General features: G+C 49.7%; 18 protein-coding genes. 9 read left to right on the top strand and 9 right to left on the bottom strand.

Annotation, left to right across the window (positions count from 1 at the left end; genetic code table 11):
* Nucleotides 1-38: 38 nt before the first annotated feature.
* A complete protein-coding gene (locus BZG73_RS13650; RefSeq protein WP_077579364.1) occupies nucleotides 39-806 on the top strand; it encodes a siderophore-interacting protein in 768 nt (255 codons plus the stop codon).
* Nucleotides 807-913: 107 nt separating this feature from the next.
* Here the strand turns inward: BZG73_RS13650 and BZG73_RS13645 are convergent, their stop codons facing one another.
* The 6 genes from BZG73_RS13645 to ppiC all read right to left on the bottom strand — a co-directional run bounded on the left by BZG73_RS13645 (nucleotide 914) and on the right by ppiC (nucleotide 7,966).
* Nucleotides 914-3,073: a S9 family peptidase gene (locus BZG73_RS13645; protein ID WP_077668583.1), complete on the bottom strand. Its 2,160-nt coding sequence runs from the start codon at nucleotides 3,071-3,073 to the stop codon at nucleotides 914-916.
* Between the two features lie 204 nt (nucleotides 3,074-3,277).
* The gene (locus tag BZG73_RS13640) at nucleotides 3,278-4,036 is read right to left on the bottom strand and encodes a DUF3307 domain-containing protein (protein WP_077668582.1); all 759 of its coding nucleotides are present in this window, start codon (nucleotides 4,034-4,036) and stop codon (nucleotides 3,278-3,280) included.
* Nucleotides 4,033-4,680 (bottom strand): hypothetical protein, encoded by a 648-nt coding sequence (locus tag BZG73_RS13635; RefSeq protein ID WP_077668581.1) that lies wholly within the window; start codon nucleotides 4,678-4,680, stop codon nucleotides 4,033-4,035. Before BZG73_RS13635 ends, BZG73_RS13640 begins: the two co-directional genes overlap by 4 nt.
* Nucleotides 4,681-4,791: 111 nt before the next feature.
* Nucleotides 4,792-6,141: an alpha-amylase family protein gene (locus tag BZG73_RS13630; protein ID WP_077668580.1), complete on the bottom strand. Its 1,350-nt coding sequence runs from the start codon at nucleotides 6,139-6,141 to the stop codon at nucleotides 4,792-4,794.
* A gap of 222 nt (nucleotides 6,142-6,363) precedes the next feature.
* Complete coding sequence (locus BZG73_RS13625; protein WP_077668579.1) at nucleotides 6,364-7,527, bottom strand: GGDEF domain-containing protein; 1,164 nt, start codon at nucleotides 7,525-7,527, stop codon at nucleotides 6,364-6,366.
* A 157-nt stretch (nucleotides 7,528-7,684) separates the two neighbouring features.
* On the bottom strand, nucleotides 7,685-7,966 hold the full coding sequence (gene ppiC / locus BZG73_RS13620; RefSeq protein WP_046075958.1) for a peptidylprolyl isomerase PpiC: 282 nt from the start codon (nucleotides 7,964-7,966) through the stop codon (nucleotides 7,685-7,687).
* Nucleotides 7,967-8,556: 590 nt separating this feature from the next.
* Between ppiC and BZG73_RS13615 the strand changes: the two genes are divergently transcribed.
* The 4 genes from BZG73_RS13615 to BZG73_RS13600 are packed head-to-tail and all read left to right on the top strand — an operon-like array spanning nucleotide 8,557 to nucleotide 11,976.
* Nucleotides 8,557-9,582 carry a TRAP transporter substrate-binding protein gene (locus tag BZG73_RS13615; RefSeq protein ID WP_201247910.1) on the top strand — a complete coding sequence of 342 codons (1,026 nt, stop codon included), beginning with the start codon at nucleotides 8,557-8,559 and terminating at the stop codon, nucleotides 9,580-9,582.
* A gap of 56 nt (nucleotides 9,583-9,638) precedes the next feature.
* Nucleotides 9,639-10,214: a TRAP transporter small permease gene (locus BZG73_RS13610; protein WP_046075960.1), complete on the top strand. Its 576-nt coding sequence runs from the start codon at nucleotides 9,639-9,641 to the stop codon at nucleotides 10,212-10,214.
* Between the two features lie 16 nt (nucleotides 10,215-10,230).
* A complete protein-coding gene (locus BZG73_RS13605) occupies nucleotides 10,231-11,514 on the top strand; it encodes a TRAP transporter large permease (protein ID WP_046075961.1) in 1,284 nt (427 codons plus the stop codon).
* A gap of 21 nt (nucleotides 11,515-11,535) precedes the next feature.
* Complete coding sequence (locus tag BZG73_RS13600) at nucleotides 11,536-11,976, top strand: universal stress protein (RefSeq protein ID WP_046075962.1); 441 nt, start codon at nucleotides 11,536-11,538, stop codon at nucleotides 11,974-11,976.
* Between the two features lie 110 nt (nucleotides 11,977-12,086).
* On the opposite strand, the gene nhaD is transcribed toward BZG73_RS13600, so the two are convergent.
* Nucleotides 12,087-13,517 (bottom strand): sodium:proton antiporter NhaD, encoded by a 1,431-nt coding sequence (gene nhaD, locus BZG73_RS13595; RefSeq protein WP_077668577.1) that lies wholly within the window; start codon nucleotides 13,515-13,517, stop codon nucleotides 12,087-12,089.
* A gap of 506 nt (nucleotides 13,518-14,023) precedes the next feature.
* Here nhaD and BZG73_RS13590 point away from each other — a divergent pair.
* From BZG73_RS13590 to BZG73_RS13575, 4 genes are all read left to right on the top strand, one after another.
* On the top strand, nucleotides 14,024-14,992 hold the full coding sequence (locus BZG73_RS13590) for an ABC transporter substrate binding protein (protein WP_077579284.1): 969 nt from the start codon (nucleotides 14,024-14,026) through the stop codon (nucleotides 14,990-14,992).
* 24 nt (nucleotides 14,993-15,016) lie between these two features.
* Nucleotides 15,017-15,928, top strand: coding sequence for an ABC transporter permease (locus BZG73_RS13585; protein WP_046075965.1), 912 nt, complete (start codon nucleotides 15,017-15,019; stop codon nucleotides 15,926-15,928).
* Nucleotides 15,925-16,719 carry an ABC transporter ATP-binding protein gene (locus BZG73_RS13580; protein WP_046075966.1) on the top strand — a complete coding sequence of 265 codons (795 nt, stop codon included), beginning with the start codon at nucleotides 15,925-15,927 and terminating at the stop codon, nucleotides 16,717-16,719. Before BZG73_RS13585 ends, BZG73_RS13580 begins: the two co-directional genes overlap by 4 nt.
* Before the next feature lie 136 nt (nucleotides 16,720-16,855).
* Nucleotides 16,856-17,758 (top strand): EamA family transporter, encoded by a 903-nt coding sequence (locus BZG73_RS13575; RefSeq protein ID WP_077579283.1) that lies wholly within the window; start codon nucleotides 16,856-16,858, stop codon nucleotides 17,756-17,758.
* On the opposite strand, the gene viaA is transcribed toward BZG73_RS13575, so the two are convergent.
* A complete protein-coding gene (viaA, locus tag BZG73_RS13570; protein ID WP_077607050.1) occupies nucleotides 17,742-19,220 on the bottom strand; it encodes an ATPase RavA stimulator ViaA in 1,479 nt (492 codons plus the stop codon). The two genes, BZG73_RS13575 and viaA, sit on opposite strands and share 17 nt — an antisense overlap.
* Nucleotides 19,207-20,874 (bottom strand): AAA family ATPase, encoded by a 1,668-nt coding sequence (locus BZG73_RS13565; protein WP_077668576.1) that lies wholly within the window; start codon nucleotides 20,872-20,874, stop codon nucleotides 19,207-19,209. The genes viaA and BZG73_RS13565 overlap by 14 nt, the downstream gene beginning before the upstream one ends.
* Between the last annotated feature and the right edge of the window lie 139 nt (nucleotides 20,875-21,013).

Below are 21,013 nucleotides of genomic sequence, written 5' to 3'. Positions count from 1 at the left end.
TGATGGTTGTAAATGATAATGATTTTAAGTTAGATAATATGAAACAGCCAAACTATCACCTCACTCACGTTATCGATACCCAAACCGTCACACCTAACATGCAACGCTTGACCTTACAAAGCGACGCCTTCGCGGGCTTCCCAGCGGAGTGTGAAGGCGGCTATATCAAGCTGCTGTTTGATAAAGCGGGAAGCACAGATCTGAGCGGATTAGCAGAAGGCGAGCGCCCTGTGATGCGCACTTATACCATTCGCCGCTTTATGCCTAGCCAGCAGCAAATTGAAGTGGATATGGTTCGCCATCAAATCGAGCAAGCCGACTGTGGCTTTGCCGCGCGCTGGGCACTGAATGCCCAAGTAGGTGATACCATTAACATTGCCGGCCCTGGGACGATTGCGCCGATTAATCAAGATGCGGATTGGTTCTTTATGGTTGCCGATATGACCGCGTTGCCCGCGCTATCAGCCAAGATCAAAACCTTGCCTCGCGATGCCAAAGGCTATGCGGTGGTTCAGCTCGATGCCGAGGAAGATGCCCAACCACTCGACGCTCCCGCTGGCATGGAGATTATTTGGCTAACCACACCGACATTGGCCGAAACGGTAAAAGCACAGCCTTGGTTAGCAGGGCAAGTGTCCGTGTGGTGTGCCTGTGAATTTGAAAGTATGCGCGCGCTGCGCCAATATTTCCGCAATGACCATGACGTCGAGCGTGAGTTTATCTACATCAGCAGCTATTGGAAAAATGGCGTGACCGAAGAAGGCCACAAAGTGATCAAGCGCGAAGATGCGGAGAACAATCAGTAAACCTGACCACTTTTTACCTGCAGTGAGCGTGCTTATCGCGTCTCATCCCGCATAAAAAAAGCGCCGATAGAGGCGCTTTTTTCGATCTTCGACGTTTAGTCGTCAACTTAGTTACCCTGTTTGTCGAGCAAGTCGAAGAAGAAAGCATATTCCAATGCATCTTCTTTGATGCGCTTAAAGCGCCCCGATGCACCGCCGTGGCCGGCTTCCATGTCGGTTTTAAACACCAACGTATGGTTGTCGGTTTTGAACTCACGTAGTTTCGCGACCCATTTCATTGGTTCAAAGTACTGCACTTGTGAGTCATGCAGGCCTGTGGTGACCAACAAGTTGGGATAATCTTGCGCGGTGACGTTGTCATATGGTGAATAGCTGAGCATGTACTCATAGTAGGTTCTGTCATTCGGGTTGCCCCACTCGTCATACTCGTTGGTGGTCAGTGGAATCGACTCATCCAACATGGTGGTGACGATATCGACAAACGGCACATGCGCGGCCACTCCTAGATACAACTCTGGCGCTTGGTTGATGATCGCTCCCATTAACAAGCCACCTGCTGAGCCGCCGACGGCAAACACCTTGTCTTTATCGCCGTAGCCTTGCGCAGTCAGCGCTTTGGTCACATCAATAAAGTCGTTAAAGGTATTCTTTTTGGTAAGCTTTTTACCATCGTCATACCAAGGGCGACCTAGCATTTCAGAGCCACGAATATGGGCTATAGCAAAGACAAAACCGCGATCTAGCAGGCTTAAACGCGTGGTAGAGAACATGGGCTCCATGGTCGCGCCGTAGGAGCCGTAGCCGTATTGATAGAGTGGATTGGAGCCATCTTTTTTGAAGCGATCTTTACGGTACACCAAAGACACAGGCACTTGCGCGCCATCGCGTGCGGTGATCATCAACCGCTCGGATTGGTAGTTATCTGGGTTGAAATCGCCCAGCACTTGGTTTTGTTTGAGCATTTCACGCTCGCCCGACGCCAAGTCAAACTCGTAATAGGTGCCTGGCGTGGTTAAGCTGGTGTAATACACGCGCACCGCAGAATTGTCCATTTCCGCATTGCCGGTCAGGTAAGACGCATAGGCCGAGTCGTTAAACCTAAGCTGATATTCCTCCCCAGTGGTGAGGTTGCGCACCGTAGTACGCGGCAAGCCATTTTCGCGCTGCTCGTAGACCAAGTGGTTATCAAATAGCGTAAAATCAACTAACTGCACCTTATCGTTTGGCGCGATCACATCTTGCCATTGGCTGCGATCGTCACGTTCGCTTTGGTGTACCTTCATCAAGCGGAAGTTCACCGCTTGATAGTTGGTATAGATGTAATACCACTCACCACGCTTTGCCACTTCATATTCGATGCCGGTTTCTCGCGGATAAAACGCTTGGGCGGTAGCATTCGGATCATTGGCATCCACGAGCGATACGCCGCTGGTTTCCGTGCTAGCGTGCCAAATAAAGATTTGCTCACCGTCTTTGCTTTTGCTCAAGCCGGTGTAGTAGCTGGTATCCGTTTCTTCGTAAATTAACGCATCAGCGGATTGCGGGGTGCCTAAACGGTGGCGATACACCTGATACCCCAGCAAGGTTTGCGGATCTTTTTTGATGTAGTAGAAGGCTTGGTTGTCGTTCTGCCACACAATACTGCTCGAGGCGCCTTCAATCTTATCATCGAGGTACTCACCGGTGGTGAGGTCTTTGACTTGAATGGTATAAACGCGGCGGCTAAGGGTATCTTCCCCATAGGCCAATAGGTTTTCGTTTGGACTGACGCTGAGTTGACCAATGCTGTAAAACTCATGCCCTTTCGCGAGCGCATTGACATCCAAAATTACCGTTTTGTCGGTGCCGGCAAAGTCTTTCGCTCGCACGTAAGTACGGTATTCATTATCGCCTTCCACTTCGCTGGAATAGAAATAACTGCCTTTTTTGACCGGGACCGAGGCATCGTCTTTGACGATACGCCCCTTGATTTCATCGAATAGTTTGGCCTGCATTGGCTCAGTGTGCGCGAGCACCTGATCGGCATAGGCGTTTTCTTGATTAAGATGGGCGATCACGTCAGGATCTTGGCGTGCATCATCACGCATCCAATAGTAGTTATCCACGCGCGTGTCGCCGTGAATCGTCATTTCATGAGGGATTTTTTTCGCGACAGGCGCACTCAGTTCGCCTGGGCTGGAAGCTTTCACGTGTGACTCTCCTTGAAAACTGCACCCTGAGAGCAAAGACACCGCCAGTGTTCCGGTGAGTAAAATGTGTCGGGACATACTTTTCCTTCAGGTTTATTTAGCCATAACAGTAATTTAACAAGCAAGCATCCTATTACTGACCTGAGAGTATTAAGCAAGTTCCAATAAACAATATTCTTTTTATCGTTCGCCAAACGATTGGCTGACGCATCGTTTCTTAATACCAGTCCGTATTATAAGCCTAAAACAGCTAATTCTTATCTTTTAGCCATAAAAGGCTAATTATAGCAAAGTGAGGCTTTGTGTGATCACAACGCCCACTAATGTCGTGATCACTACCGACAATAACGAACCAATTAAAACGTATTCAGTTAGGCTGCGATCGGCAGAACGCGTCAGCTCACCAAAGCGGAAAATCGACTTGGCTGCCAGCACAAAACCGACAGCGGTATAGCTGCCAAGCAAGGTAAAGGTCAGGATCAGAATACGCTCTAAATAGCCAATCAACGCCCCCGCAGCCACGAGGCCATGATAATTGTGTTGATGATCAGAGGGTGAGTCCAACGTGACCGTAAAGCGCTGTAACACGTGACCAATCAATACTGATGTCGGCTTTAAGATCAATAAATAGCCTGTGCCAATTACGACGATCTGGCTAAACAGAGGCATCTCGGTCAGTCCAACCCAAGGTGGCTGCGCCACAAAACTCAAGGCAATTAGCCCTAATACCAAAAGCTGTATGCCTTGGCTCACCGTGAAACGGGCCAGTGATGACTGCGCGACGAGTTGGCCATCAAGCACTGCCACCACACACTTGGTGATCATGCCAACCAGCAATACACCCAATAGCGGCGAAAAGTGCTGGGTCCAAAACACCGCAGGCACCAGTAAACATAAACCGTAGAGGAGCGGTGCAACCACCCAATCCAGTATTCGTGCGCGTGGTGTCGATTTCGCCCACCAATTCGCAGGCTGTAGATAGAAATCATAAATAAGATGGGTCAGTAACAAGGGAACCAGCAAAGAAAGGAAGGCCATCATACTTGCGCCTCCACAGCTTGCTGAAACTCGGCCAACAATGCCTCGATAAGCCCCCAGCCCGCCGCTTTAAGGGACTTACTCACGGTTGCATTCGCGACTCCAAGTGCGGCCGCTAACTCACCGTACGCAAGTGATTGATCGCGCTGTAATAAAGGTAACATCATTTCGCATTGACGAGATGTCGCATCGCTGAGTTGCCGGTCAAGATAACGGATCAGCAACGCAAATCTGTCTTCAAGATCGACATTGGCGCAAAAAAAGGCCAGCCGCTGGTTTTTCATTGCTTTTAAGCCGCGACCAGATAGTACAAACGCTTGTCCCATTGACTCTGACACCGCCTCACGCAAATCCGCTTGTTCGGCAATCGCAAAGCTGATGCGACAATCAAACGGTTTTCCCAGTGCTTTGATGGCGACACGATACATCACGACATAGTGAAGCGCGTTCGCTACATCATGGATCACAGATTGAAACTCATCACCGCGTATAATGCTGTGCTGATTGGCGCAATGCGCTTGTGAAATATGAGCTTGTATGGTTTTGATTTCCGCCAGTACTCGCTCATACTCATCTCGATTTAAGGCGGTTGAATCCACCAGATCGCCACTGATCACCGCAATGGGTGCCTTGCTTTCTGTCGCCATCACTTATCCCTGTTAACCAACTCCGGCAAATTTAGCTTTTTTTGGCAAAAAGTACAAATTTACCCAAAAATAGCAAAACGACAAGCGAGACCGCATCGCGCGACCTCGTCGTTATGCCGGCACGAGCATCATCGCCGACTGGGCTGCAACATCAATTCGCTGCCCACTCGAGGCCGTGATACCCGTGAGCATATCGCGCCAATCATTTTCCAGCGTCACTGAGAGTGATTGCGGCTCCAGGGATTTATTTAACACCAATATGCCTGCCTCGCCCCGTTGAATCACCAGCCAATCATCGGTCGCTTCCAAGACGCTCATGGGCTCACCATGGGTTAAATTATGGAAGGCGATCATTTGCACCATCTTTGGATCTTTCCACGCATTTTTCCAGCGTGGTTGGCCGTCTCCCCCTTTGATACCACTAGTATCAAGATCGGTATAAATCAGGGGAACGCCACCATCACGCCCCAAGATATACGCGTAAGCCAACCACTCGCTCGCCTCGTCCATCACCAAATCCAAGAATACATCATTGTTGGGAATGTCATGGGTAATGGCAAAAGTGATTGCACGCCCTTTCGATAAGGCTTGCCCGAAGCAATAAGGGTCAATCAATGATTTAAGGCTGCCCTGGTTGGAAAAAACATGGTAGAGCGTTGAGAAAAGCGGAAAATCATAAGCGCCCAAACACGTCTGTTGTAAATAGGGAGCAAGAAACAATTCATACTCTGCTTTGCTCGCGCCACCGTCGGTGATGATTTCTCCAAAAATATGCGCATCATGGGTGATGTCATCGGTCCATACGCGCTTGAGGTGCTCTAGTGTCATGTGCTTAGCCGCATCAATCCGAAACCCTTTTACGCCAATGGCTTTTAACGCCTTAAGATAGGCGCGTTGCTGCGCTATCACATGATCACATACACGCAGTGTTGGCAATCCCGGATCGCTCGCCCCGCCGCTAATACGCCCGTTTTGTACTTGCCACCGATCTTTCCAATCTTGTATCCCAAATGCGTCGACGAAGTCATGCTCAGTAAAGAGTGGCTCGGATAAATCACCAAACAAGGTCAGTGTGCGATAGTGGTCTTCGTGCGCGTGATAGGCCGCCCTCACCGCTTGGCTGGGATAATTTAAGTCGCTGCGAACATGCGCTTCATTGGCCATATGATTGAAGACCACATCGACGTAAGTAAGCACACCAACACGGTTTAACGCTTCAACCATTGCTTTAAAGTCCGTGGTGTTACCGAGTGCATTTTCAATCACACGATAGTCTTGAGGTTGATATCTCAGCCACCAGCGTTCGTCTTGCGCACTTTTCATCGGGGGAGACACGAGCACCGAGCCATACCCTAGCGCCCTGATCTCCGCGGCACGTTGGGCAACGTCCGCATACTTCCAATCAAAAGCATGTAAGATAACGTTGGCTCCTGATGATTGGGGATCTTGCAAGCCGTTCATGTCTTTCTCCTCATCGCGTTCGCGCATCGAGTGTGTTGCCGTTATGGGGCTTATTCAATAAGTCAAAATTATAAGCGCTATACGCATGCCGCCCTCCTCCTTTGGCCACTTGTATGAGGATGATAAGCAAGGCGTAGTCAGTGTTTCGCTGAGGATTAAGAAACCCTCGTTGGCCTGTATAACGGATGCCAAAACAGTGAGGGACGAAATAGGTTTGGCTCTTCAAGCTGGTTCGTAACCAGCTTTGCTCAAGGAATGGCGTGTAGGAGTGTACTCTTTAAATGTGTTTTTCCCTTCATGCTTGGCACAATAAAGGGCATCATCCGCTTGCGCCAACAAGCAATCAATATCGAGCATCTCGGTGGTGGTCGTCACTCCAATGCTGGCAGACAAGCTCATTTCAAGCGTTGAGCCACTGTTCTGAATAGCATTCAGCAACTCTGCAGACAACTGTTGCGCATTAGCACTGTCACAGTAAGGCAGCACGACTGCGAACTCCTCTCCCCCCAAACGTCCAACAACACCTTGGTCATCAATAACTTGTTCGAAAACGCTAGCACAATGTATCAGTACTTTATCGCCAACCGAGTGGCCGAATGAGTCGTTGATGGCTTTAAAATCATCCAAGTCAATCATCAACACACTGATTGGAAAAGCGGCGGTATCAACACGTCGTTTCGCTCTTGCCAAAAAGGCGCGGCGATTAAACAGCCCCGTTAAGCTATCTCGAGTCGCTTCGCGGTGGAGTTTCTCGTGCACGCGCTCCAGCTTATAAAGAAAGATAATCAGGGTATTGATCACGCTATAGGCGATGCCCGACAAAATCAGCCCTGCTTGTAACAGCGAGGTGCCCAGCAGTTGCGTAAATAGATCAGGATAGAGATGTGCAAATGTCGCCCTGCCTACATAGGCAACACTGAATCCACCCATCACCATGATGAGCCAATGCTTTAAACGCTGGCCCCCTGTGTTCGTACTACTCGCGATGGTTTGTGTCATCAGCCCTAACTGCAAACTGACGATCAAGCTCGCGTAAACCACACGACTCCCGATGTCATCAAGGTATGACGACATCGATACAACAGACAGAATAACAGGTAGCACCAACTGCCAACGCGGTACGTCGCGCGCAAAAATTTGCCCCAACGCCCAGTGGCTGAACGAAAATGCCACCATCACACAGGCATTGTAAAAAACGATCCCTAAATAAGGGTGAAGGTGAGGACGGGCAAACAAGAATAGGTTGCTAAAGCCATGAATAAAAAGCGAGAGTGCCCATCCGTTAATCCCTGGTTCTTTGCGGTTTTGTACTAATAGAAAACCCGCTAGCAGCCATTGGATTGCAGTCAGAGTAATGAGCAGTGTCGGTGCATCGAGTTTAAACATCAGAGATACGTTAATTAGGGCGTGCTTTAACTTTACCACTTAATCCGTGGCCGTTTACCGCCAATCAATGTGCGCGGCTTCAATTTCTGGCGGTTAATCTTTATGACAGTTTCAGCGTCCTCGCGCCGATGCTATCCATAGATCGTGAGCGATAGGATTAGTTGCGATACAAGACCTTGATAATGTGCCAGCCGAATTTGGTTTTTATCGGCCCAAGCGGGCGCAATAACTCACCACTGAATACGGCTTTATCGAAAGGGGGTGCCATGTCACCGCGACGAAATTCGCCTAAATCCCCGCCTCGCTTACCCGAGGGGCATTGCGAGTACTTCTTCGCGAGCGTTTGGAAGTTTGCACCTTTTTTAAGCTGATCAAGCAAAGAGGTTGCTTGCGACTTATCGTTCACCAGTATGTGAAGGGCTGCTGCTTTCTTGGCCATCGGGATGCCTCATGAAATTAAAGCCGCTCAGTATACCGGATTTCTTTAACTGAATAACAAGAATTGTGCGTCGACCAGCGCCGAAGCGCGCGAAGGGAGTCTAAGCAATGATGTCGGCGAGTATGACGGTTAGCGCGAAAAATAAGCACAGATTACTTAGAGGTGGAAGCATAAACTAGAAAAAAGCGCCTTCCCCCAGCCTTTTTAATGCCAGCTCTATTGAGTTTGCTCATGCTCAATCACGTTTGATTTCTATCCGTCGCTATTGCAATACACCCCCTTAAAACGCTGATTTGATCGCATTTTGATGCAAAAGAACACGTTATGGAGCGTCGCGTTTATCGTCATAAAAAGTATCAAAAAGAGATCTAAATCACACTGCTGGCACGTTGATATTCATCTGACTTTAATATTTACACCTCTGATGGTTAAGCTGTCTGTATTATCTGCTATTTGTTTAGAAACATCGGCAGATGCTTTTACGGGTATAGGAGAGACAGGCACTTGCTGCCACCTCACTCGATGAGAAACCGATCTCAATCACACTCTCGTTAACCACGAGTGAAAGCTAATCCACATATCGGAGGGACATGATGTCCATTTACAGCCACCTTAAGCAATTGACTGCAATTTCATGCGTTGCCGCCGCGTTAGGCTTCTCAGCCATGGCCAATGCCGACACTTGGCGTTATGCCCACGAGGAGTACGAAGGTGACGTGCAAGACGTCTATGCACATAAGTTCAAAGAATATATTGAGGAGAACTCTGAGCACACACTGCAAATTTATCGTTTCGGTGAACTCGGTGAATCCGACGACATCATGGAACAAACGCAGGCAGGTATCCTTCAGTTTGTAAACCAATCACCTGGCTTTACCGGTTCGTTGATCCCAGAAGCACAAATCTTTTTTATCCCTTACCTGATGCCGACGGATATGGAAACCGTGATTGAGTTCTTCCGTCAGAGTAAAGCGGTGAATGAAGACTTCCCCGAGCTGTATGAAGAGCAAGGTCTTGAGCTGCTCAAAATGTATCCAGAAGGCGAAATGGTGATGACGGCGGACGAGCCTGTGACTGAGCCAGCCGATCTTCAGGGTAAGAAAATTCGCGTCATGACTAACCCACTGCTTTCATCAACGTATGAAGCCTTTGGTGCGACGCCAACGCCATTGCCATGGGGTGAAGTATACGGTGCACTCCAAACCAATATGATCCAAGGCCAAGAAAACCCGATTTTCTGGATTGAGTCAGGCGGTTTGTACGAAGTATCTCCTAACCTGATCTATACGCACCACGGCTGGTTTACCACCGCCTCAATGGCAAATAAAGACTTCTTTGACGGCTTGTCGTCTGACGAGCAAGCGATGATCCGCGATGCCGCTGACTATGCGTTTAACCAAACCGTTGAACACATCCGTGGCTTGGCTGAAGAATCGCTTGAGAAAATCAAATCGTCGAGTGATGAAGTCACTGTGACACGCTTGACTGATAAGCAAATCGAGAAGTTTAAAGCACGTGCGCCACAGGTAGAGGAAACCTTCTACGAAATGACTGGCGAAAGCGGTAAAGCACTTCTTAACCAGTTTAAGAAAGACTTGGACGCTGTTACTAACTAGTCGCTAATCACTCAGGCACCGTGTTATGCGGTGCCTGTTTACCCGAGGAATACGTAATGACCGATTCCGACTCTCTCACGTACCACTCCGAGCTTCCCGGCCTCCTTGGCAAACTGGATACCCTGATTTGTAAAATCGAGTCCTTCATGTTGGCCGCTGGTGTGCTCTTAATGGCCCTAAATACCTGTGTCAATGTCATTGCTCGCTTTGGCTTTGGGCAGGGCTTGTTTTTTTCTGGCGAAATCAATCGCATTTTAATTGTTTTAATCACCTTTGCAGGGATTGGCTACGCGGCGCGTCATGGTCGCCACATCCGTATGTCTGCCCTGTATGACACCCTGCCTTTCAAAGGTAGAAAAATTTTAATGACAAGCATTGCGCTGATCACAGGCCTTATCATGCTGGTGTTGGCGTATTTTTCTTATCAATATATTGTCTCCGTTTATGACCGCGGTCGTATCTTGCCAGCACTTGGCTTCGAGATTTGGTGGATTTATATCTGGGTACCACTCGGCTTTATCGTCACCGGCATTCAGTACTGGTTGACTGTCTATAAAAATCTCACCTCGCCCGATGTTTACCTCTCCGCTGGCGTCCTCGATGGTTACGCTGAGACAGAAAGTGAAGTTTAAATAGGCACCTACCACTATGGCCATGACGTTAATGCTCATCATGATTGTCTTGCTCGTGCTTGGCTTTCCAATGATGGTCCCTTTGATTGCTGCCGCGCTAACCGGTTTTTACATGATGTTTGGCGGCGTTGGTCAAATGGATACTTTTATTCAGCAAGTGCTGGGAGGGATCCGCCCTGCCTCACTGATTGCTGTTCCTATGTTTATTCTCGCCGCCGATATTATGACGCGGGGGCAATCTGCTAACCGCTTGATTGATATGGTCATGACCTTTATTGGTCATATCCGCGGCGGGTTGGCGATCAGTACCGCCACCTCTTGTACTCTGTTTGGTGCCGTGTCTGGCTCAACGCAGGCAACCGTGGTAGCGGTTGGCTCGGCATTGCGTCCAAAGCTGCTTCGCGCAGGCTACAGCGACTCTTTTTCGCTCGCGTTGATCATCAACTCCAGTGATATCGCCTTTTTGATCCCACCCAGCATCGGGATGATCATTTACGGGGTGATCTCAGAAACCTCCATTGCCGAGCTATTTATTGCCGGGATTGGTCCTGGGTTAATGATTCTGACCTTTTTCTCGCTCTACTGCTTGTATTACGCCACTGTCCACAAAGTGCCGACAGAGCCTAAAGCGAGCTGGAGTGAACGGATTACCGCTACACGAAAAGCGTTATGGCCACTGATGTTCCCACTGATTATCGTGGGCGGGATTTATGGCGGCGTCTTTAGTCCCACAGAAGCGGCCGCGGTGTGTGTGCTTTATGCGATGATCTTGGAATTTGGTGTCTTTCGTTCACTAAGCAGCAAAGATGTGTTCACGATCGCGCGTTCAACCGGCTTAATTACCGCTGTGGTCTTTATTCTTGTCGGTGTCGGTAATGGCTTCTCTTGGATCATTTCTTTTGCGCAAATTCCGCAAACCATTCTCGAGGCAGTGGGGATAAGTGAAATGGGCCCGATGGGCGTATTGGCCTCCATTTCAATTGCCTTTTTTGTCGCCTGTATGTTCGTTGACCCGATTGTGGTTATCTTGGTGCTCACGCCTATATTTGCACCTGCGATAGAAGCCACTAGTCTTGATCCTGTACACGTCGGGATTGTGATCACCTTGCAAGTGGCGATCGGCTCAGCAACGCCTCCGTTTGGCTGTGATATTTTCACCGCTATTGCGATTTTCAAAAAACCCTATTGGGAAGTTATCCGTGGAACGGGGCCATTTATTGCAATGCTGCTTCTGTCAGCGGCGTTACTGGTGATGTTCCCTCAGATTGCGTTATTCCTGCGTGATATTGCGTTTGGGTAACTAAACAACAGGAGTGATTGGATGTTTAAACGAATACTGGTTGCCGTCGATGGCTCATATTCTGCGTTAAATGCGTTAGATAAAGCGATTGAGTTGCAACAACTCACCCATGCTGAGCTCTACTTATTGTGTGTGTTTAAACATCACAGTTTGTTTGAGGCATCACTATCGATGGTTCGCCCCGATCGGCTGCAGATCCCAGACCAGACCCTGAGCGAATACGCCCGCAATATTGTTGAGCAAGCCAAACAACATGCAGTCGAAAACGGTGGCGAGAGTGTGCGCGGATTTGTCAAAGGCGGGCGCCCTTCCAAAACCATCATCAAGTTTGCGAAAAGCAAAGAGGTGGATTTGATTGTGATGGGCGCGCATGGCACCCACTCAGACAAAGACGGTATGTTTCTCGGCAGTGTCTCCCATCGTGTGGCAGGGCGGGCACATTGTCCCACTATGGTGGTTTAATCACCCGTGATGGCGTTTTCCGTGCGTTGTAACGCACACTCGATCATCACAACAAGAAAAAGGCCAGTATCGAAAGATGCTGGCCTTTTTTATCACTGTTCCCAGCGCTTTTATTGCAGGTGGAAATAATGACTATTCAGTACCAAGTGAACACCAATAGAGGCAAGGTAACCGAGCATGATCACCGGTGCCCATTTTAGGTGGCCAAAAAAGGTGTATTTGCCGTGAGCTTGTCCCATCAAGGCCACCCCGGCCGCTGAGCCTAACGACAACAAGCTACCACCAACACCCGCCGTTAACGTCACCAATAGCCAGTTACCGTGGGACATCTCAGGGCTCATGGTTAATACGGCAAACATGACCGGAATGTTATCCACCACCGCAGATAAAATCCCAACCAGTGTATTCGCCCAAATAGGATTCCACTCGAGATACATCACATTGGAGACGAGCGATAAATAACCAATCAAGCTAAGGCCGCCAACACACATCACGACCCCATAGAAGAAAAGCAAGGTGTCCCACTCGGCATGGGAAATGCGGCGAAAGACATCAAAAGGCACCACTGACCCCAGTCGACGTAATGCCGCTTCGTCATTCTTCGCCTCAGCGATAGCACGTTTACGCGCTAACGAGCGCGGCAGTGTGCGGCGCAGATAAAAACCAAAGAACTGCAGGTAAGCTAATCCCATCATCATCCCCATCACCGGCGGGAAATGGATAAAGCCATGGAAAGCAACAGCCGTGGCGATAGTGAGCAAGAACAAGACCATGATGCGGCGAGCGCCGCGTTTGAGCTCGACATGCTCTTGCATCACATCCGGTTGTGTACGTGGGATAAATAGCGACATGATAAAGGCGGGGATCACGTAATTGACCACAGACGGAATAAACAAGGCCCCAAATTCGGCAAAGGTCACTTTACCCGCCTGCCACACCATCAAGGTGGTGATGTCGCCAAAGGGACTAAATGCACCGCCGGCGTTTGCCGCCACAACAATGTTGATACAAGCCAGATTAATAAACCGAGGGTTATCACCGCCAATTTTTAGCACAATGGTACACATCAACAGTGCAGTGGTAAGGTTATCCGCCACTGGCGAGATAAAGAAAGATAGGATCCCAGTAATCCAAAACAGGCTTCTCAAATCGTAGCCTTTACTCAAAATCCACGCTTTCAAGCCATCGAATAAACGCCGTTCTTCCATCGCCGAGATATAGGTCATGGCCACCAACAAGAACAGCAATAGCTCGGCGTACTCCAACAGATTGTGCTCCAGCGCGGCATGCGCCGGTGCCATATTGCCCCATTGAGAGTAAGCAAAACCAATGAGCAGCCAAATCAAGCCAGCCGCCAGCAAAACAGGCTTCGATTTTCGCAAGTGAAGCTTTTCTTCTAGCATCACTAAGCTGTAGGCAACCGCAAAGATTGCCAAAGACGCATAGCCCACCCAGGACTGAGTTAAATCCAGTCCTTCTCCTGTCGTAGCGGCAAAAGCCGTTGGCGATACCATTGCCAACGCCGCAACCAAACGCTTCATCCTTGAGCCTCCAAATTTTGTTTCCTTACTTCTGATATGACAATTAAGTCGTGTTAATCAGCCTGTTTCCGACTGTTTATTGACCGACCACCCGCCATAGAGACAAATCGCGTCGCCTCGGCGTGGTGACACATTTCTCACCATTAAAAGACAGTTTAAAAAGCGTGCTCTGTGGCAATCGTGCAATGTATCAATTGTTTATTTTGCACGGATAGGTCACCACAGAACAAAAGCGAACATAATATTAACAAATATGGCGTTAACGTCTATTACTAAGCACGTTTCAACCGCAAAAAAGAGGTGACATGGGTTACTGTCAAGATTAATAATATCAACTTACTAGTTGGTAATCGCTGTCATAGTCAGCAAAAATCGACTAGATTTAAATAAAAAGTGAATGATTTTAGTCATCCTCATTGAAAAAACCAAAAAATAACACTTACACAACATCGCAAACGCATCATTGCTATCTTGCTGGGATGCATAGTTCGAAGAAGGGAGTCACTATGAAAGCACCTAAACTCGCGGCCATCGTCTGCGCGGCTGCGCTGTCAGTGGGAACGACCACCTCCGCCCTGGCTGAAACGGCGCGTGTCGCCGTCTCTCAGATTGTGGAGCACCCGGCACTTGACGCCGCCCGCAATGGTCTATTGGATGGGCTAATTGCCAAGGGTTATACCCAGGGCGAGAATCTCGATTTTAAATATCAAACTGCACAAGGTAACCCCGCTATTGCGGTACAAATCGCTCGCCAGTATGTCGGCGAACAGCCGGATGTACTTGTCGGGATTGCGACGCCCTCGGCACAAGCACTCGCGGCCGCTACCCGTGATGTGCCAGTGATTTTCACCGCCGTGACCGACCCTGTCGGCGCTAAGCTGGTCAAAAACATGGATGCCCCTAGCGGCAATGTGACAGGTCTTTCTGATCTTTCCCCTGTGGCACAACACGTCGCACTGGCCAAAGAACTTTTACCCAACCTTTCCTCTATTGGCGTGGTGTACAACCCGGGCGAAGCAAACGCTGTCACCTTAGTTGAGCTGCTAAAAGAAGCCGCTGAGCAACATGGGATTAAAGTGGTCGAAGGGACAGCACTAAAAAGTGCCGACGTCCAGTCTGCCGCACAAGTCGTTGCGACACAGTCTGATGTGATTTATGCCCCAACAGACAATACAGTCGCCAGTGCCATTGACGGCTTAGTGGCAGCGGCCAATTCAGCCGGCAAACCCGTCATCGGCGGCTCCACCTCTTATACCCCTAATGGTGCCGTGGTGGCATTAGGCTTTGATTACTACTCGGTTGGCGTACAAACCGCAGATTATGTTGCCGCGGTGCTGGAAGGCAAACCGATTTCATCATTGCCAGCTAAAGTGGCGGAAGGGTCAGATCTTGCTGTCAATCGCGCAGCGGCTAAGAAACTCGGCCTCGAGGTGCCTGCGTCTATCTTAGATCGCGCCTCACGCATCGTAGACTAGTTTGTATCAGTCTTGGAGTAGTAGATGACTGCAATTGCGTTCTTCGGCACCTTAGAGGTTGGGCTGATCTATGGCTTGGTCGCTCTCGGGGTCTATCTGACATTCCGTGTTTTGGATTTTCCTGATCTGACCGTTGACGGCAGCTTCCCAATGGGTGCTGCCGTCGCAGCAACCATGATCGTCGCTGGCTATAACCCATGGCTAGCGACGGCAGTGGCTATTTTGGCCGGGGGGATCACTGGGCTCGTCACCGCCTTTTTGACCGTAAAATGCGGCATCCTCAATTTACTCTCGAGTATTTTGACCATGATTGCCGCTTTCTCTATCAACATCCGTATCATGGGGCGCCCCAATATCGCTTTGCTCGGGGAAGAAACCATCCTCACCCCGTTCGAATCACTCGGGATTGCCCCAGCCTATCTTCGCCCCTTAGTGGTGGGCGTATTAGTGATTATTAGTGGCCTCCTCGTCATCCGCTTATTGGCCAGTGACTTCGGTCTTGGGCTACGTGCCACCGGGGTCAACGCACGGATGGTGAAAGCCCAAGGTGGGAGTACCGCGATGTATACCTACTTTGGTCTTGCGCTATCCAACGCCTTTGTCGGCTTTGCGGGGGCACTATTTGCGCAAACCAATAGCTTTGCGGATGTAACCTCTGGCGTCGGCACCATTGTGGTGGGGCTCGCCGCGGTGATATTGGGACAAACGCTCATCCCTGGGCGTAAAGTCTGGGTAGCCGTTATCGCGGTGATTTTAGGCTCTATCCTCTATCGTCTCGCCGTCGCATTCGCGCTGTCGAGTGGCATGTTTGGCTTGCAAGCCTCTGATCTCAACTTGGTGACCGCGGTACTGGTTGCCGTTGCGCTCATTGCGCCTAAAATGCGCCAGCAATATCAAAAGTCAAAACGTGCGAAACAGGCGGAGGTGTCAGGATGATCTCGCTTAACAACATTCAAGTCACCTTTAATCCTGGGACCGTGCTGGAGAACCGCGCGTTACGAGGCGTTAATCTCACGATTCCTGAAAAAGAGTTCGTCACCATCATTGGCTCCAATGGCGCGGGGAAGTCGACCTTGTTGGGTGCAGTGACAGGTGAAACCCCGATGATTGGTGGTCAGGTCATGATTGACGACATCGATGTGACGAAAAAAGCCGTTCACCAACGAGCCACCCTCGCCGCTCGGGTGTTTCAAGATCCACTTGCGGGTACGTGTGCCTCGTTAACCATTGAGGAAAACTTAGCCCTAGCCTATCGGCGTGGAAAAGGCCGGGGCTGGACACGTGCGCTTGGCAGTAAACGGCGTCAATTATTCCAAGAGCGCATTGCGATTTTGGGGTTAGGGTTAGAAGATAGGCTCGGTGACAGCATCGGCCTGCTTTCAGGGGGCCAACGCCAGGCGGTAAGTTTGGTCATGGCAACACTGTCAGACAGTAAGCTCTTACTGCTTGATGAACACACCGCAGCGCTGGATCCACGTATGGCCGCATTCGTGATTGATTTGACCAAAACCATCGTCAATGAGTTTAACCTCACGGCGATGATGGTCACTCACTCAATGAAAGATGCCTTGGCCTGTGGCGATCGCACCGTGATGTTACACCAAGGCAATATTGTTCTCGATGTGCACGGTGATGAACGCAAAAATATGGATGTCCCGCATCTGCTGGAAATGTTCAATAAAGTCCGTGGCGAAACCCTTGCCGACGACAGTTTGCTGCTCGGCTGACTCAGCTTTTCACATCAAGGAAAACAGACGGCGCTTATTTCCGAATAAGCGCCCAATTTTCTATTCTTGTTGCCAGATTTTTCGTGATAGCCAGTATTCCATGCTAGGGTAGCGGTATCTTAGTAAGGGACTGACTATGAACATCCAAAGCGTTCTGCTCGCTTTATTGGTCGTACTGATCTGGGGCGTCAACTTTTCCGTCATTAAAGTTGGGCTGGAAACCTTGCCACCCATTTTGTTCTCAGGGTTACGGTTTTTTATCGTCGCCTTGCCGGCGGTATTTTTTATTCCGCGCCCTAAGGTAAAACTGTGGCAACTATTCGCCGTGGGACTGAGCCTAGGCGTCATTAAATTTAGTTTGCTGTTTATTGCCATGCAAGACGATGCATCAGCCGGCATCGCTTCCCTACTTTTACAGTCACAGGTCATTTTTACTATCGGGCTAAGCGCTCTGGTGCTTAAAGAGCATGTTACCGTGCCGCAACGCATCGGACTTATCGTGGCTTTTTCCGGGTTTGGGCTATTTTTTGTTGCCTCTACGGGAAGCGCGACACTCACGGGCGTGGCGATGATTGTTGCCGCTGGCTTTTTCTGGGCAGTCGCCAACATGGTGATGAAACAAATGCCAGGCGTTAACCTGATGCATTTTATGGTTTGGGTGAGCTTAATCCCACCGCTACCACTGTTTGCCCTCTCGTATTGGTTTGAGACCCACCAGCCTATTGCCTTGTTGCAAGCCACACCGTTATCAGGTTGGGTCTCTGTGGCCTACGTGGGTTACTTGTCGACGTTAGTTGCATTCGCTATCTGGGGGTGGTTGCTCAACCAGCACACCTCAGCCTCGGTCACCCCGTTTGCGCTATTGATCCCAATTGTCGGTATGGCGGCAGCGTCAATCGGGTTGGGAGAAACCTTATCGATGATTGAGTGGGTTGGCGCGGCCTTGATTGTCTCTGGCTTGAGCCTGTCTGTGTTGGGTCGGCGCATTGGTCGCTGGTTGGGACTAAAAGCGCGTGCCAGACCTACTTCTGCGCTGTAAATGATTTGCCCGGCCACCACTGACTCAGCAGCCTGCCACCGAGTGACGGCTGATACCGCCAACAGTGATCAAACATGGCCATTAGGCTGGGGTTGCCATATTTGGACAAGCTTACGGCATGAAAGCGATTGTGGTTGGCTTTCAGTGCCTCAACCTTGTTGATCATCGCATCCGATTGCTTAGGCGCGATAAAGTCTGACACGACCACCAGATCGGCGTTTTGATAGCGATCGCTTTCCATCAGGTTGAGCGCTTTATCAATGACTGGCGTCATATCCGTGCCGCCATGAAAACGGTAAGAGAGAAAGCTCATCGCCTCTTGCAAACCGCGCTCACCGGTTAACTCGTAGCTAATATGGTCCGTGGAAAATAGCATCACGTAACAGTCTCGGTGCTCAGTGGCGGCAATCCGCATCAATACATACGCGAGGGCTTTAGCACACTGCTCTGGAAAACCGCTCATGGAACCAGAGGCATCCACCGCAATGATAAACGGCCCTTTCTTTTTTTCAGGCATAGATTGACTAGGCGCGTGCGTCTCCACTTTTTTACGACGGTAAGCCTTACCAGAAAACTGATAATTGAGGAGCTGTTTGTCTACCAGTTGCTTGTAAAACACTACTTCAAGCGCCGGATCCGCGAGCAACACGGCTTCATTGGGCAACAAGCGATCAACCCGATCACTTTGGCAAATCCCCGTGATATCGTCCGGCACATCCACCTGACGCTCTGGTTTGGTTTTCAGTGTCTCAGTGGGCTGTTGGCTTGGCCCAGAAAGATTCACCTGATTGGCCATGCGCCCGAGTTGTTCCGCGATTGCCTGAAGCTCTGGATTTTTCTCTAGAAAAGCAATAAACCGTTTAAGCAAGGTGACGTCTTGCTGAGAAAGAGAGCTCGCCGCCATATCCCACAGCCGCCCCACTTTGCTGATATCGCCCGACTGGTCAACGCCATCCATTTGCTGATAGGTTGAAATCCGGCGGTACAAATCTTCCAAGAGCTTTTGTTTTTGCGCCTCAACACTGTCGGACTGATTTTTTTGTATTTCGGCTTTTAAATGCGCGTGCCATTTATTGCAAAAGTACGACTGAAACATGGGATCGGCGTGCTGAGCTTGATGGGCGGCGAGCTTTTCCGCCTGCGGATAGAACGAAGAAACCGATTTTAATTGGCTCAGTAAAGTATCAATCTCTTTTTCAAACGCGCGCGCGGTTTTTTCGGTGGCCTGCTCGTAGTATTGAATTTCTTGCTTCAAGGAAGCTGACAGTCCTTGCTGCACCAGCTTGCGTTTCGTTTGCCCTCGCCAGCGCTGAAGCTGTTTTTTTACGGCTCGCTTAATCGCTGGGCTTCGTTCCGTCAACACGAGTAGCTGGGGGTGAGACATCAACTCTGTCATCGCCGCATCCAGTAACCCAGACTCCGCGAGCATCAACCCCATGTTCAAGCTCTCAGCACTCAGCATGGCTCGCTCCTGAGAAGAACTCACCTAAGCGCGCTAAACGATTAACTTGACGCTCTAGGTTATCAATCTGCGTTTTTACCTCATGTTCCACATCCACCAAACTCGCTGATGCGATTTCCAGCAGATCCGGTTGCGCAAATAAATGCGGTAATCCGGCATTGAGTTGACTGCGCGCGCGACGAATTAAAAACTGCGCATGCTGCAATTGTTCAAGCGCATGATCGGTTTGTTGCTTCCAATCTGCTAGCTGCGATTCGCTCGGATCGTTAAACCCCACCAAAGCCATAGGTACAGGTCGATTAGCGATATCTTTAATGACCAAGGCGTGCTGCGCATCCCACTCTAACGTGAGCCGGCACAGATGATTGTTTTTATTCACATAGCCATACAAGTCTGTGCCGCCTGTTTTCAACTTTTTCTCAATGTCGGCCGCATCGAGATACACCCAGCGACTGTCACCTTTTTCTTGCTCTGAAACCGATGGGTTGGCCCGAAGTAGGACAAAACGAACCAAATCTCGACTTTGGTTGACCGTGAAGCGAGGCGACTGACTCACGTCAATCATTGCTTTGCGCGTGAGTCCAGCGGTGGCCGTATCTTGTCGATAGGTCAGCGCCTCAGCCGTATCTTGCTCAATCTCTTCTAATGCCACGTTGACGTCATCGATCAAGGCGAGTACTTCTTGTTGATCGAACAGCACTTCTTTGGCAAATGCCTGCATTACCGTTTGCACCACATCGCGCGATTCTGGGCTATGCCATAGGCAGTCTTCCAGTAACAATAAGTCCAGTGGCGCGACTTCGTCACGACCATTGAAAAAAGCGGCCGCTTTTAGCAAACGCACTGCCTTTTTCCACCGGCGATCCGACACGTAAAGCTCACTTGGGTCGAATTGTGATTGCTCACTGCCGGCATTTTCTACCCGTTGTTTTAGGGTGTAGAGTTTTTCGAATATCGCATCAGGCAGATCCAATGTGGGAATAATAGTCTGCCAATGCTGATATTCTTGATGGCTAATTTTCAACTTATCGGCCACCGTTGCCTCATCCTGGCTGGGCTCGGTAAGCATCAGTTTGAAGTTTTTCTTCTCTTGGATCCGATTGACGAACACTCGTAGCAACATGCGATCGTACAAGGCATCGAGCCCACTGTCCGGCTCGGGTAATTCGTTGGACGCTGTCACCAATAAACGCATAGGAACAGGATAAACATGCTCGCCATTTTTAAAGGTGCGTTCGTTGACCACGGTCAGCAAGGTATTGAGGATAGCCGGCCCCGCTTTCCATATTTCGTCCAAGAAGACAACGTCGGCGTTAGGCAAATAGCCATCGGTCAAGCGTACATATTTGCCCTCATCTTTCAGCGCCTGAATCGAGAGCGGGCCAAATACTTCTTCCGGCGTGGAAAACCGGGTCATCAAATACTCAAAAAACTGGCTGTTATCAAACGCCTCGATCAATCGTTTAGCGATATAACTTTTCGCAATCCCGGGCGGGCCAAGTAAGAAGATACTTTCACCGGCAAGCGCGGCCAGTAGACACATCTTGATGGTATGTTCGCGCTCGTACACCCCACTGGAAAGCGCATTGATGAGGCTGGCTATACGCTCAGGTAGCAAAGCACGTTGACTGACGGTGGCAAGATTTTGAGACAAGTGATACTCCGATTTTCATCGCTATACAGGGTATTTTTGTGCTTGATAACCACGAAGCGCTTGTTGATTAATCATGGCAAGCCAAGCGCTATTTGCCATTAACCAGCTGACCAACTGCACAAAAAACACACTATTATGT

Origin of the sequence: Salinivibrio siamensis (assembly GCF_001996005.1) — a bacterium.
In the GTDB taxonomy this organism is placed as follows: Bacteria; Pseudomonadota; Gammaproteobacteria; order Enterobacterales; family Vibrionaceae; genus Salinivibrio; species Salinivibrio siamensis.
This window is presented reverse-complemented; position numbering and strand designations above follow the sequence as displayed.

Coding starts and splice junctions, on each gene's coding strand:
- BZG73_RS13640 (WP_077668582.1), bottom strand. CDS start 4,036: ATGATGGCCTTCCTTTCTTTGCTGGTTCCCTTGTTACTGACCCATCTT.
- ppiC (WP_046075958.1), bottom strand. CDS start 7,966: ATGGCCAAGAAAGCAGCAGCCCTTCACATACTGGTGAACGATAAGTCG.
- BZG73_RS13635 (WP_077668581.1), bottom strand. CDS start 4,680: ATGGCGACAGAAAGCAAGGCACCCATTGCGGTGATCAGTGGCGATCTG.
- BZG73_RS13645 (WP_077668583.1), bottom strand. CDS start 3,073: ATGTCCCGACACATTTTACTCACCGGAACACTGGCGGTGTCTTTGCTC.
- BZG73_RS13585 (WP_046075965.1), top strand. CDS start 15,017: ATGACTGCAATTGCGTTCTTCGGCACCTTAGAGGTTGGGCTGATCTAT.
- BZG73_RS13605 (WP_046075961.1), top strand. CDS start 10,231: ATGGCCATGACGTTAATGCTCATCATGATTGTCTTGCTCGTGCTTGGC.
- nhaD (WP_077668577.1), bottom strand. CDS start 13,517: ATGAAGCGTTTGGTTGCGGCGTTGGCAATGGTATCGCCAACGGCTTTT.
- BZG73_RS13625 (WP_077668579.1), bottom strand. CDS start 7,527: ATGTTTAAACTCGATGCACCGACACTGCTCATTACTCTGACTGCAATC.
- BZG73_RS13630 (WP_077668580.1), bottom strand. CDS start 6,141: ATGAACGGCTTGCAAGATCCCCAATCATCAGGAGCCAACGTTATCTTA.
- BZG73_RS13575 (WP_077579283.1), top strand. CDS start 16,856: ATGAACATCCAAAGCGTTCTGCTCGCTTTATTGGTCGTACTGATCTGG.
- BZG73_RS13580 (WP_046075966.1), top strand. CDS start 15,925: ATGATCTCGCTTAACAACATTCAAGTCACCTTTAATCCTGGGACCGTG.
- viaA (WP_077607050.1), bottom strand. CDS start 19,220: ATGCTGAGTGCTGAGAGCTTGAACATGGGGTTGATGCTCGCGGAGTCT.
- BZG73_RS13615 (WP_201247910.1), top strand. CDS start 8,557: ATGATGTCCATTTACAGCCACCTTAAGCAATTGACTGCAATTTCATGC.
- BZG73_RS13650 (WP_077579364.1), top strand. CDS start 39: ATGAAACAGCCAAACTATCACCTCACTCACGTTATCGATACCCAAACC.
- BZG73_RS13590 (WP_077579284.1), top strand. CDS start 14,024: ATGAAAGCACCTAAACTCGCGGCCATCGTCTGCGCGGCTGCGCTGTCA.
- BZG73_RS13600 (WP_046075962.1), top strand. CDS start 11,536: ATGTTTAAACGAATACTGGTTGCCGTCGATGGCTCATATTCTGCGTTA.
- BZG73_RS13610 (WP_046075960.1), top strand. CDS start 9,639: ATGACCGATTCCGACTCTCTCACGTACCACTCCGAGCTTCCCGGCCTC.